At 46.5% G+C, this 12,184-nt stretch carries 12 protein-coding genes and 1 riboswitch; all 12 genes read left to right on the top strand.

Annotated features, from left to right (window positions below; translation table 11 throughout):
- The first annotated feature begins 48 nt into the window (after positions 1 to 48).
- The 12 genes from lysA to MKY44_RS17845 all read left to right on the top strand — a co-directional run bounded on the left by lysA (position 49) and on the right by MKY44_RS17845 (position 12,170).
- Positions 49 to 1,380 carry a diaminopimelate decarboxylase gene (gene lysA / locus MKY44_RS17900; RefSeq protein WP_017687645.1) on the top strand — a complete coding sequence of 444 codons (1,332 nt, stop codon included), beginning with the start codon at positions 49 to 51 and terminating at the stop codon, positions 1,378 to 1,380.
- A 206-nt stretch (positions 1,381 to 1,586) separates the two neighbouring features.
- Positions 1,587 to 2,018, top strand: a complete 432-nt coding sequence (locus tag MKY44_RS17895) for a peptidylprolyl isomerase (RefSeq protein WP_017687646.1) — start codon at positions 1,587 to 1,589, stop codon at positions 2,016 to 2,018.
- Positions 2,019 to 2,133: 115 nt separating this feature from the next.
- A complete protein-coding gene (locus tag MKY44_RS17890; protein ID WP_341009890.1) occupies positions 2,134 to 3,441 on the top strand; it encodes a hypothetical protein in 1,308 nt (435 codons plus the stop codon).
- 168 nt (positions 3,442 to 3,609) lie between these two features.
- Positions 3,610 to 3,776: riboswitch (FMN riboswitch) on the top strand.
- Between the two features lie 323 nt (positions 3,777 to 4,099).
- A complete protein-coding gene (gene ribD / locus MKY44_RS17885; protein ID WP_167483687.1) occupies positions 4,100 to 5,203 on the top strand; it encodes a bifunctional diaminohydroxyphosphoribosylaminopyrimidine deaminase/5-amino-6-(5-phosphoribosylamino)uracil reductase RibD in 1,104 nt (367 codons plus the stop codon).
- A 61-nt stretch (positions 5,204 to 5,264) separates the two neighbouring features.
- Positions 5,265 to 5,933 (top strand): riboflavin synthase, encoded by a 669-nt coding sequence (gene ribE / locus MKY44_RS17880; RefSeq protein WP_036607839.1) that lies wholly within the window; start codon positions 5,265 to 5,267, stop codon positions 5,931 to 5,933.
- Between the two features lie 32 nt (positions 5,934 to 5,965).
- Entirely contained in the window at positions 5,966 to 7,198 is a 1,233-nt protein-coding gene (locus MKY44_RS17875; protein ID WP_076318983.1) for a bifunctional 3,4-dihydroxy-2-butanone-4-phosphate synthase/GTP cyclohydrolase II, read from the top strand.
- Positions 7,199 to 7,299: 101 nt separating this feature from the next.
- Entirely contained in the window at positions 7,300 to 7,767 is a 468-nt protein-coding gene (gene ribH / locus MKY44_RS17870) for a 6,7-dimethyl-8-ribityllumazine synthase (protein WP_017687651.1), read from the top strand.
- Between the two features lie 104 nt (positions 7,768 to 7,871).
- Positions 7,872 to 8,672 (top strand): segregation and condensation protein A, encoded by an 801-nt coding sequence (locus MKY44_RS17865; protein WP_076328266.1) that lies wholly within the window; start codon positions 7,872 to 7,874, stop codon positions 8,670 to 8,672.
- The gene (scpB, locus tag MKY44_RS17860) at positions 8,641 to 9,297 is read left to right on the top strand and encodes an SMC-Scp complex subunit ScpB (protein WP_341008054.1); all 657 of its coding nucleotides are present in this window, start codon (positions 8,641 to 8,643) and stop codon (positions 9,295 to 9,297) included. Before MKY44_RS17865 ends, scpB begins: the two co-directional genes overlap by 32 nt.
- A gap of 187 nt (positions 9,298 to 9,484) precedes the next feature.
- Positions 9,485 to 10,216 carry a DUF2953 domain-containing protein gene (locus MKY44_RS17855; protein WP_339186663.1) on the top strand — a complete coding sequence of 244 codons (732 nt, stop codon included), beginning with the start codon at positions 9,485 to 9,487 and terminating at the stop codon, positions 10,214 to 10,216.
- 147 nt (positions 10,217 to 10,363) lie between these two features.
- Positions 10,364 to 10,846, top strand: coding sequence for a GerW family sporulation protein (gene ytfJ / locus MKY44_RS17850; protein ID WP_341008053.1), 483 nt, complete (start codon positions 10,364 to 10,366; stop codon positions 10,844 to 10,846).
- A 130-nt stretch (positions 10,847 to 10,976) separates the two neighbouring features.
- On the top strand, positions 10,977 to 12,170 hold the full coding sequence (locus MKY44_RS17845; RefSeq protein WP_341008052.1) for a D-alanyl-D-alanine carboxypeptidase family protein: 1,194 nt from the start codon (positions 10,977 to 10,979) through the stop codon (positions 12,168 to 12,170).
- Positions 12,171 to 12,184 lie beyond the last annotated feature (14 nt).

Below are 12,184 nucleotides of genomic sequence, written 5' to 3'. Positions count from 1 at the left end.
TTGGAATAGCAACTGTTCCAGTATACAAAAAAGTGAGGAATGCAGATTATGTATTTACATGGTACAAGTAAAATAAATGCGCAAGGGCATCTGGAGATTGGCGGAGTTGATGCAACAGATCTGAAAGAACAATTTGGAACTCCCCTGTACGTTGTGGACGAGCAATTGGTTCGCGAGCGTTGCAGAGAGTACATGGAAGCATTCCGTGCTTCCGGATTGGGCTTCCAGGTTGCTTACGCAAGTAAAGCATTCTGTGTAATGGCGATGTGTGCCCTTGCAGCAGAAGAAGGACTTTCCCTGGATGTCGTATCTGATGGTGAACTGTTTACTGCACTGCAAGCAGGCTTCCCGGCTGAGCGCATTCACTTCCACGGTAACAACAAAACGCTGGAAGAGATCGAAATGGCTCTTGATGCGGAAATTGGATGCTTTGTTGTTGATAACTTCAATGAATTGCATCTGTTGCAGGCTGTAGCAGCGGACAAAAATCGTAAAGTAAACATTTTGCTTCGTGTGACGCCTGGTGTTGAGGCCCATACGCATGAATATATTTCCACAGGTCAAACGGATTCCAAATTTGGATTCGATATCGGTAATGGTACAGCATTTGAAGCGATTGACTTGGCTTCCAAGCAGTCTAACCTGGTATTGCTTGGTGTGCATTCCCACATCGGTTCCCAGATCTTCGAAGTTGAAGGCTTCCAGATGGCTGTTCAACGTGTTGCTGAATTTGCAGCAAGTGTATATGAGCGTCTTAATGTTGCTTTCAAAGTGGTTAACCTTGGTGGTGGATTCGGAATCCGTTATATCGATGGAGATACGCCGCTTGAAGTTGCACAATACGTGAAGGCTATTACAGACGCCGTTAAAAATCATTTTGCCCAAATCGGCTATGCCGTACCTGAGATCTGGGTTGAACCAGGCCGCAGCATCGTGGGTGAAGCGGGAACAACGCTGTATACTGTTGGAACAAGCAAAGACATTCCAGGCGTGCGTAAATACGTTGCCGTTGATGGTGGTATGACCGATAACCCACGTCCTGCTTTGTATGAATCCAAGTATGAAGCTGTGCTTGCCAATCGTGCGAATGAGGCTGCTCAGGAAACAGTATCTGTTGCGGGTAAATGCTGCGAGAGTGGCGATATGTTGATCTGGGATCTGGACTTGCCAAAAGTGGAAAGCGGCGACCTACTCGCTGTAGCTTGCACAGGTGCGTATAACTACTCCATGGCGAGCAACTACAACCGGATTCGTCGTCCGGCCGTTGTATTTGTCAAAGACGGTCAAGGAGATGTCGTGGTACGCCGTGAGACGTATCAAGATATCATCCAGAATGACCTGGTACCAGCGCGCATTGGCAAACAGCCAGTAACTCGTTAATTCGTTTACAGTTGAAGCAGATGAAAAGGGAACTTCCTTTTTTGTCTGCTTTTTGCGTATTTGAGCTAAATCATGAAAAAAGTTGCCGTTTTTTTTGCGATCCAGACATTTTCGGTGTACACTAAGAAAAGTGCTGTAATGCTTGGCCCAGGGTCATGCGTTCTAGCACCATTAACGATGGTCAATACGAAAGGAGTCATTTACATATGGCGAAACAAGCGAAAATTAAATTGGCAAACGGCGGAGAAGTTCTGATCGATCTGTTCGATCAAGAAGCTCCAAACACAGTAGCAAACTTTGAGAAACTGGCTAACTCCGGTTTCTACAATGGTCTTACATTCCACCGCGTTATCCCGGGCTTTGTAGCTCAAGGCGGATGCCCTAACGGTAGCGGTGCAGGTGGCCCAGGTTACACAATCAACTGTGAAATTAACCCGAACAAACATGAGCGCGGAACACTTGCTATGGCACATGCTGGCCGTAACACAGGTGGAAGCCAGTTCTACATCTGCTATCAACCGCAACCACATTTGGATGGACAACATACTGTATTTGGTAAAGTAACTAAAGGCATGGAGTTCGTGGACGCTTTAGAAGGTAAAGACAAAATGGAAACTGTTGAAGTTGTAGAAGCTTAATACCTTCACCTTAACTGGATCCAAACATGAAGTGCTTCTTTTATAGAAGCACTTTTTTTTCTTTTTTTTACATACTTGAAATCGATAATTAGAAAGGATGAATAAAACCTTGGATATGGTTACTCAGCTAAGCTTGTTGAAACAAATTTATAGTGAGCGCACGTTGTGGGATGAAGAACTGCAGGCATCGCGCCATGTCGTTCCGGATAGTCTATCCGTAAAGGATCGAGAAGCGCTTGAGGCAGCCGGGCATGAACCGAATCGATTTGTACGTCCGCAACATGATGAAACGATTACTGAGCTGAAAAAAGTTGCGAATCAATGGACGCTAAATGATGCAGCGCAGGCCTTTGTATCCTCTTTGTGGTCAGCACCCATGATCTGGCGCTCGTTGCTTACGGGCAAGCTTATTGCGAGCAGTATGCCAAGTCATGAACATACGCCATATCCATCTTCGAACACTTGCAAGATCTGCGGATTAAGTGTAGATCAAGCAACCGACACAACGCTGCAATGGTATTGGCGGATGACCAATGGAACCCCGTTGGACGGTGATCCTTTTGGATATGTGTTGGCACTTCGAGAGCTGGCTGCCGCGCAGGAGCTTCCAATACCCAATGAGTACGACCGCTGGACATTCCGTGCGGTGTTAACGGTGCTGCGCGAATTACCTCCCAAAACACGTTACAGCAAGGCAGCAGTAGCGCTCAAGAAGGAACGTCTTTTGCCTACACAGAAGGAATATGCCTACCGTGATTTGCTTGAGACGTTAGCTCTGATTGGCATATTGGATACGCCGGAACATCCTGGAATGATCACGGGATTCACCTCTTACATGCAGCGTGACGCACGCCCCAATGTGCGGGTTGAAGTGCAGGCCCCTCTGGCGTGGTGGGACTCATCTGTCGGAATTAATGAGAACAACCTGAACAAGATATTTCATGATTTTGATCTGAATAATATATCTCTTGCGGATAAGCCTGATGAGAGTCCAGCTGTAAAGGACACGATCTTAGGAGCATTGGAGAAGAAGAGAAGTGTTCGCGGAAAAGTACCAAAGGCATCTCCTGATGCAGGTACCGGGGAGGTACAGTCTGGAGATGTGTATGCTGTTCGGGTTCGGGAAGGTGTATGGGTGACGGTGTATTGTCATGAAGTCAGAGACAAGCGTGTCATCGTTGAATATTTGGATGGAGTCTTTCCAGAGATGCCGGGAAAAGCAGATTTGCATGGGACGTTTCGACCGAGAGCGAATGGACGCTGGAAATGCTCGGCTATTGCGATTGATTCCACAAGTTGGGTCAGAAGGGTGGCAAGAGAGTTCCCGCTTCCGACTTCGCCCCTGCAAGAACCTGATCGCACTCCATTCCATAATGCCAAAGAATTAAAGCATATGGCGAGCTGGTGTTTTCCTGATATGTAGAATGTTGCGATGGATGTGAAATGGGCCTCCAAGCAAAAACCGTGCCTCCTTGAGAGGAAGCGGTTTTTTGTTGTTTCTTAGCTTATTAAAAGTTAGTATGTGACAAAAAGGAACAAAAAACAATTGATTTTTTGGCATTAAAGTGCTAACATCCAAGTAATAACGAAAGCAATCCTTCAGGGCAGGGTGCAATTCCCTACCGGCGGTGATGCAGGAAGTGTAAGGACATATGTCCAGCACTCGATGCAAAGTCCGTGACCTGTCTGCCCTTGGCAGATGGCTGATCTGGTGTAATTCCAGAACCGACAGTATAGTCTGGATGGGAGAAGGAGAGGTGCAGACCTAACAGGTTTGCATTCAGCAGGAGTATTGCTGCACAGTCACGATTGGTAATGTCTTGCACTGTGCAGGGAAGATCCGGTTACGCCGGACAGTTCCATACATATGCCGCACTATAAAAGCTCTTTACCTGTAATTGATGTTCATTAAGGTATGTGTCTATTTTCACTTGCCCGAAATGAAGTTTTGGGCAAAGTGTTGGCGTGCTGTATCCATTTCACTCCTGCTGGTGACATTTGTCTCTCATCATCCCCATCGAACTGATTGTTCGACGGGGATTTTTTAATAAACAAGACTTTAAACCGCGGGGTGAACGGATTTGGAAATGATCAATGATGAATTTTATATGGCACTGGCATTGGATATGGCGGAACGAGCACAGGGACAGACGGGGATTAATCCGGTCGTTGGATGTGTAGTTGTGAAAGAGGGTCGTATTGTAGGCCTGGGAAGCCATCTGAAACGTGGAACCGGTCATGCAGAGGTGCATGCACTTAACATGGCAGGCAGTGATGCAGAAGGAAGTACGGTATACGTTACACTTGAGCCTTGTAGTCATTATGGCAAGACGCCACCTTGTAGTGAACGCCTGATTCATGAAAAGGTGAAACGTGTTGTGGTATGTTGTGAAGATCCAAATCCGCAAGTATCCGGCAGGGGCATCAGCATGCTTCGTCAACAAGGCATTGAAGTTGAAGTTGGCGTACTGCGTGAGCGTGGAAGACGCATGAATGAAAAATTCATTAAGTTTATTACAACGGGTCTACCTTTTGTGACACTGAAAACGGCTACTACTTTGGATGGCAAAATTGCTACTCGCAGCGGAGACAGCAAGTGGATCTCTAACGAGCCCGCTCGTGAGATTGTGCATGCCCTTCGTCATCGTCACCAGGGAATTATGGTTGGGGTCGACACAGTGATTGCCGATAATCCGGAACTTACAACCCGTTTGCAAGTCGAAGGCATTAGTCCAGTGCGCATTGTAGTGGATTCCAAGTTACGTCTTCCCGTAGGTGCCAAAATGGTTAAGGATGGTCTTGCTCCAACATGGGTGCTGACAACAGACGAAGCCAGTCCTGAAGCTGCTGAACGTTTGGAAGCCTACGGCGTCGAAATTATACGCTGTGGTCCTGGACCACGTGTGGATCTGTTAAACGGACTTAGCAAGTTGGGTGAGCGTGAGATTGGTTCAATTTTGCTTGAAGGTGGAGGCACCTTGAATGGAGCCATGCTGGAGGCACGGTTGGTTGATCGACTGCTCATGTTTATCGCTCCGAAGATTGTAGGCGGTTATGATACACCTGGAAGCTTCCGCTTCGAAGGTGTGGAACGTATGAATCAGGCGATTCAATTGAATCAGTTGGAGATCGAACAAGTTGGAGATAATATCAGCATTGGCGGTATTCCGGTGTGGCCTGAATAAATAAATGGATTTGAAAGTAGAAAGTTAGGTTCTTTATAACTTGAAAAAGGGAGGCGGCAGCATGTTTACCGGTTTGGTGGAAGAAGTCGGTCAGATCCGGCGTATTGGTCGGAAAGGCGAAGCGATGGTCCTGAATATCGGAGCTTCCGCCATCATGGACGATCTGAAGATTGGTGATAGTGTAGCAGTGAACGGCGTGTGCTTAACAGCAACAACGCTCGAAGGTGGAGGTTTTACCGCCGATGTAATGCCTGAAACCTATCGCCATACCAATCTCAGTCAGCTGCAATCTGGCAGTAAAGTTAATCTGGAGCGGGCCATGCAATCAGGCGGTCGTTTTGGGGGACATATCGTTCAGGGCCATGTTGATGGTACTGGAGTGATTGGCAGTATAACACGTGATCAGAATGCGATTGTGTTTGAGATCAAGCCTGATGATCACCAGTTGTTCAAATATCTGATCCCCAAAGGATCGGTTACACTGGATGGCATTAGTTTGACCGTTGTCCATACATCGGATACCGCATTCACGGTTTCCATTATCCCGCATACCATTGGTGAAACTGTACTAAATGTGAAAAAGACAGGGGATACCATTAATATCGAATGCGATATTTTGGGCAAATATGTGGATCATCTGCTCCAGTATGGGAGAGGGCATCGGGAGACGGGTGCTGGCAAGCCGCGCAGTATCAGTGAAGATTTTCTCTCCAATCACGGATTTGCATAAATAGAGAACAGAAATTAACTGGAGGTGGACCAATGTCAGAACAATCCATTCTGGACACAATAGAAGAAGCCATATATGATCTCATGCGTGGTAAACCCGTCATTGTTGTGGATGATGAAGATCGGGAGAATGAAGGCGATTTTATCGCTTTGGCCGAAAAGGCGACACCTGAAGTTATTAATTTCATGATTACTGAAGGTAGAGGTCTGGTCTGTGTTCCGATTACACAACAACGTGCGGACGAACTTAACCTTAAACCGATGGTTCAACAAAATACGGATTTCCATGGAACAGCCTTCACCGTTTCTGTGGACCACAAAGATACGACAACAGGTATTTCGGCACATGAACGCTCTATTACCGTGAAAGGTCTAATTGATCCTGAGGCGAAAGCCGGGGACTTCCGTAAGCCTGGTCACATGTTCCCGTTGATTGCAAAAGACGGCGGAGTACTTCGTCGTGCCGGACATACGGAAGCGGCTGTAGATCTTGCTATCATGTGTGGTTCCTACCCTGCCGGCGTTATTTGTGAAGTAATTAAGGAAGATGGCACGATGGCCAGACTTCCGGATCTGCAGGAGATTGCCCGCAAACATGATCTGAAGCTGATTAGTATTCAGGACATGATTCGTTACCGTAACGAAAAAGAGCAGCTGGTTCAACGTGAAGTGGCTGTGCGTATGCCGACGGACTTTGGTGAGTTTCAAGCGGTGGCTTATACAAACGCTGTGGACAATAAGGAACATGTGGCTTTGGTCAAAGGCGAAATTGATGGTTCGAAACCCGTACTTGTACGTGTGCACTCTGAATGTTTGACAGGTGATGTATTCCATTCGCATCGTTGTGACTGTGGTCCGCAGTTTGATGCGGCACTCAAACAGATTCACGAGGAAGGCAATGGCGTACTGCTCTATATGAGACAGGAAGGTCGGGGTATCGGGCTGATCAACAAGCTCAAAGCCTATAAGCTGCAAGAGGAAGGTATGGATACTGTTGATGCAAACCTGAGTTTGGGTTTTGCTGCCGACTTGCGTGATTACGGAATTGGCGCTCAAATTCTGAAAGACCTTGGGGTTCGTCAGATCAGACTGCTAACTAACAACCCTCGTAAAATTAAAGGTCTTGAAGGGTATGGACTTGAAGTCGTAGAGCGTGTCGCGATCCAGATGGAGGAGAACGAGGACAATACGGTTTATCTTCATACCAAGCAAGCCAAGCTGGGGCATATGCTCAAGTTTGATGATATCGAGCAAAACGAACAGTAAATATATTTTAGATGAATAACGTTCACCATGTAATTTATGGAAGAGATTAATTAGGATTTCCGGTACTTACATTACATTATACCGTTAGGGAGATGACTTGAATGCCACAATTTTTTGAAGGACATTTAGTATCAGAAGGATCACGATATGGAGTTGTCGTTGGACGTTTCAACGAATTCATTACCAGTAAATTGCTTAGCGCAGCGCTCGATGCATTCAAACGTCACGGCGTGCAGGATGATGAAGTGGATGTAGCCTGGGTTCCAGGTGCGTTCGAAATCCCTTTGATTGCGCAGAAAATGGCGGAGAGCGGCAAGTATGATGCGGTGATTACCTTGGGAACTGTCATTCGTGGATCCACTACGCATTACGATTATGTGTGCAACGAGATGGCTAAAGGGGTAGCAGCAATCAACCTGAAAACTGGCGTGCCTACGATCTTTGGACTGGTTACAACAGAAAATATTGAACAAGCGATTGAACGTGCCGGAACCAAAGCGGGTAACAAAGGTTGGGATGCAGCTACGGCGGCAATTGAGATGGCAAACTTGACGAAACAGCTAAAATAGTGCTTATTTAATAGTAGTGCCCTGCTTTGCGCAGACGAACACGGGAAACCGGATTCGGACGGCTTAGCAGGGTTTTGTATTTTTCTGGCGGGAGGATTCGTCTAGTGACGGTAGTTACATACAAACTGGAGACTTTTGAAGGGCCTTTGGATCTGCTGCTTCATTTGATTGATAAGGCTGAAATTCATATCCAGGATATTCCCATCAGCGATATTACCGATCAATACATGGCGTACCTGCATTCAATGCAGGAACTGGAACTGGATATTACGAGTGAATTTCTGGTCATGGCAGCAACATTGCTGTCGATCAAGAGCAAACTTTTACTGCCTAAACCACCGGTAATTGAGGACTTCGAGGATTATGATTTTATGGAAGAAGAAGATTATGATCCACGTGCAGAGCTGATTGCACGTCTGATAGAATATCGCAAGTACAAGGGAATTGCGCGTCATCTTCATGAACGGGAGTGGGAACGCAGCCTTATATTTTCCAAAGAGCCCGAGGATCTGCGCCCCTATATGCCCGTAGAAGCCCAATCGAACCCGGTTGAGGGTTTACACACCTCTGACCTGATTGCAGCCTTTCAGAAGGCGCTACGCAAGGCTGAGAAGCGCACAACTGTAACCCGAATCAAACGGGATGAGATTTCGGTTAAGGACCGGATACGGGATGTCATCGGCGCTTTGGAAAGTATGGGGCCGGGAGGCAGACTGTTATTCTCCAAGTTGATGGACGAGCATATCTATCGCCATGAGATTGTTGTCACTTTTCTGGCGGTGCTGGAACTGATGAAGATGAAGCAGATTGTCTGTTATCAGGAACGGATGTTTGAGGATATCGTTATGGAGTGGAGAGGGGAAACAAAGAATCATGGATTTTCCGAAATTGAAATCGATTATTGAAGGCCTGCTGTTTTTGTCCGGAGAAGAAGGTCTGAGTATCAAACAAATCGCCGAGATCGTCGACCAGCGAGTGGAGCTTGTAACGGACGCGATTGAGGAGATGATTCATGAATTTTCACAGCAGGGACGAGGGGTACAGATTCTCAAAATTGCTGGGGTAGTTCAGCTGGGAACCTTGCCTGAGCACGCTGTATATTTTGAGAAACTGGCATACTCTCCTGCACGCACATCCTTATCCCAAGCGGCTCTGGAGACGCTGGCCATTGTGGCGTATCGTCAGCCGATTACACGGGTAGAGATTGAGGAAATCCGCGGTGTAAAATCGGAGCGAGCCATCCATACGCTTGTGAATAAGGATCTGATTATTGAAGTGGGACGAGCCGAGGCAATCGGACGACCAATTCTGTACGGAACGACCAAGTCATTCCTGGATTATTTCGGTTTGGCTTCAATTAAAGACCTTCCGGAACCAGGCTTGTTCGAAGATTCGGAGAACCTGGAGGAAGAGACACAACTGTTATTCAACAAACTGGATTTGCAACAACTGGAACCGGAAAGTGCTGATCCGGCGGATGACCTAAGTCATATCGACAACGAAGATGATAATACGGATTCTTTACTCTAATTGAAAGTTCATATTAACCGACACCCAAAGTGGGGTCGGTTTTTTTGTGCATTATTTTTAGATAAATGGTGAATAGAACAGTTTCCAAACAAATATGAAATGGGATTTTTAGGTCAGACGTGAATTTTTTCCTATTCAAAGTGCCATACTAGACGAGAAAAGAATTGAGGGCTTGGAGGTAAGGCCTGTGTGGATTTGGCTTGGAGGAATCGGTTTGTTGTTCGCATTGCTGATTGCCGCAGTCCTCATCTCAAATGTTCATGTACATTTTACATTCAGTAAACATAAAAGTGATGATTACGCCAATATTAATGTTCGTCTTCTCTATGGAATTGTGCGGATTAACTATGAGATCCCGAGTATTGTTTTTCGTAATATGAAGGAAGGTTTTCTGGTCAAGACCGAACAATCCATGAATCATTCGAGAGGGGAGGCCCAGGGAAGCGAGAGGGTCAACAAACGCAAAGTCAAAAAGTGGGCTAAAGATGTGAAAATCATGCTTAGGGCAACGGACGCGCTCAAGCTGTGGCTGAAGCAAACACTTACACGCGTACATATGACCCAACTGTCCTGGGCTACCCACATCGGCGTTGGTGATGCAGCATATACAGCGGTGCTGACGGGCTGGGTGTGGAGTATCAAGTCCATTATTATTGGTTTTCTCACCTATCAGATCCGCTTTGATGAAACACCTGTGCTTCAGGTTATGCCGGTATGGTCCGATGAAATGGAATTTAGAACGGAGCTTGATTTCAGAGTGAAAATTCGGATTACAGCCGTTCTGATCGCTGGAGTTACACTACTCACCCGTGTGCTTCAAGTCGAAGGCGGATGGCGGATGTGGTTCAAGCTTCTTCAGGAACAGCGCCGCAGGCATAAGGAGAAACAAAAGAATAAGCTTAGTGGGACAACAGTATAAAAAACCATCATAGTCGGTCTGTTTTTGGGAATGTAAGGTTGGGATTTGGTGAGTGTATTTAAAATGCTTATTACATAAGTCCCTTCAAGTTTGGGGATGATATGGTTAGATCAAACCTAGCTTACATTGAAACTGGAGGGAATTTAAATGTCAGATCATCCAATTCAAGGCTTAATGGAAACCGCAATGGAAAATATCAAGGCCATGGTGGATGTCAATACAATTGTTGGCGATGCAGTCGAAACACCAGATGGTACCGTGATTCTGCCAATCAGTAAGGTGGGATTCGGATTTGCTGCCGGTGGTAGTGATTTTCACGTTAATGGAGAAAGTAGTGGCAAAAGTGGTGCTACGGGTGCCTCTGCTGAACATGCGAGTTCGGCTAAAGTTGCTTCTCCGTTTGGTGGCGGTAGTGGCGGCGGTGTATCCATACGTCCTATTGCGTTCCTGGTGGTAGGTAAACAGGGGGTACACATCGTACCACTCGATAATTCCACACATCTGTTTGAGAAACTCATTGACTCTACCCCTTATGTTTTGGACCGAATTCAAGGCATGTTCCAACGGAATACAACACCAACGAATACAACAGGTGTACCCGTTACACCAGATCCATCAACGTATAGCTGAATCATTTCGTCATGATCCCTCCCGCATCCCAGCGTGAGGGATTTTTGCTGTTTTTGCCCTATGGGACATACTCCAAGTTGTCCGAACATAAGATAGTACAAGATTCCAAGTGACCCGGAGGAATGAATTGATGCGAAAAATAACGAAAGTTCTTGCATGCATGCTTATCCCTGTCTTCTTGCTGTCTTCATTAGGGGCTACTCAAGCCCAGGCAACGATTCAAGGTCCGTCTACACATGCGCAAAGCGCTGCTCTCATTGATGTCACATCAGGCCGGATCTTATACAGCAAGGATGGGGATAAAGAACTGCGAATTGCCAGTTTGACCAAAATCATGACAGCGATCGTAGCGATCGAACACAGCAAGCTGGATGATAAAGTGAAAGTGTCTCCCTCAGCTTTTGCCAAAGAAGGATCTTCTCTCTATCTCAAGTTAGGTGAAGAGATGACGCTTGAAAACATGTTGTACGGGCTAATGCTCCGTTCAGGCAATGACGCGGCCTCTGCGATCGCAGAACATGTCGGTGGATCGGAAGAAGGCTTTGTCCTGTTAATGAATAAAAAGGCGGAGCAAATCGGTCTGACGCATTCTCATTTTATGAACCCTCATGGACTGGATGCAGAAGGTCACTATTCAACAGCTAACGACTTGGCACGATTAACGGCATATGCATTGCACAATCCGGTGTTCAAACGCATCGTAGCCACGGAGGACAAATCCGCACCGAACCCCAATGAAAGCTGGGAATACTCTTGGCACAATAAAAATAAAATGTTGCGGATGTATGAAGGTGCGGATGGAGTGAAAACCGGCTACACAAAAAAAGCTTTCAGATGTTTGGTCAGTTCCGCTACACGTAACGGACAGCAGCTCGCCGCAGTAACGCTGAACGACGGAAACGATTGGAACGATCATGCTCGGATGCTGGATTTCGGGTTTGAGTACTTCCCGTTAGTAGAGGTCGCCAAGCAAGAACAGCCTGTGCAAAATACAGATGTTGTTACGGGCCGGGGATTCTGGTATCCTCTGGCCGAGAGTGAGAAAAGTTCATTGACCAAAAAGTTGATTCTGCACGAGAATCGCGCCCAGTCGGAAACGAAAGTCGAAGGCAAGGAACAATCGACAGATCCTTCGTTTGGATTGGCAGGTCGCATTGATATGCAGCTTGATGGCAAACTTGTTGGCTCAATTCCGGTGTATCGCAAAGGGAGTTATATTCCTCCTGAACCGAAGACAGAAGATGCAACGTTGGGTGGAATCGGTGATGTCTCTTCCTGGGCAGCTGCATGGCGTGCCGTGTTAAGCCACCTGTTGTCTCCTTAGCTAAATCGCCATTG

Origin of the sequence: Paenibacillus sp. FSL R7-0026 (assembly GCF_038004485.1) — a bacterium.
Taxonomy (GTDB): Bacteria; Bacillota; Bacilli; order Paenibacillales; family Paenibacillaceae; genus Paenibacillus; species Paenibacillus xylanexedens_A.
This window is presented reverse-complemented; position numbering and strand designations above follow the sequence as displayed.